This is a genomic window from Pseudomonas sp. O39 (assembly GCF_045447295.1).
Classification (GTDB): domain Bacteria; phylum Pseudomonadota; class Gammaproteobacteria; order Pseudomonadales; family Pseudomonadaceae; genus Aquipseudomonas; species Aquipseudomonas antarctica_A.
In genome coordinates, this window is record NZ_JBJGXV010000095.1 from 1 (window position 1) to 235 (window position 235).

The window sequence follows — 235 nt, forward strand, 5'->3', positions numbered from 1 at the left end:
AGCGGTGATTTTTCCGTAGGGGTTGTAGCTGTATTCCCGCGTCGCGCCGCCTGGCAACACCACACGAGTCAATCGGCCCATGCTGTCCCACTGATACTGAGTCAGCGCGCCCTGTTCATCCTCGTGCGTAACCTTCCGCCCAAGATCGTCATAGCGATAGCGCTTGATACCGCCATTCGGCAGCTGTTCCTCAAGCAACTGCCCACGTTCATTCCAGACCAGCCGGTGACAGCTG

1 protein-coding gene is annotated in these 235 nt (G+C 58.3%); it reads right to left on the bottom strand.

Features of this window, described 5'->3' with window-relative positions:
• On the bottom strand, window positions 1–235 hold a 235-nt coding region (locus ACI77D_RS29455), incomplete at both ends, for a hypothetical protein (protein ID WP_407018122.1).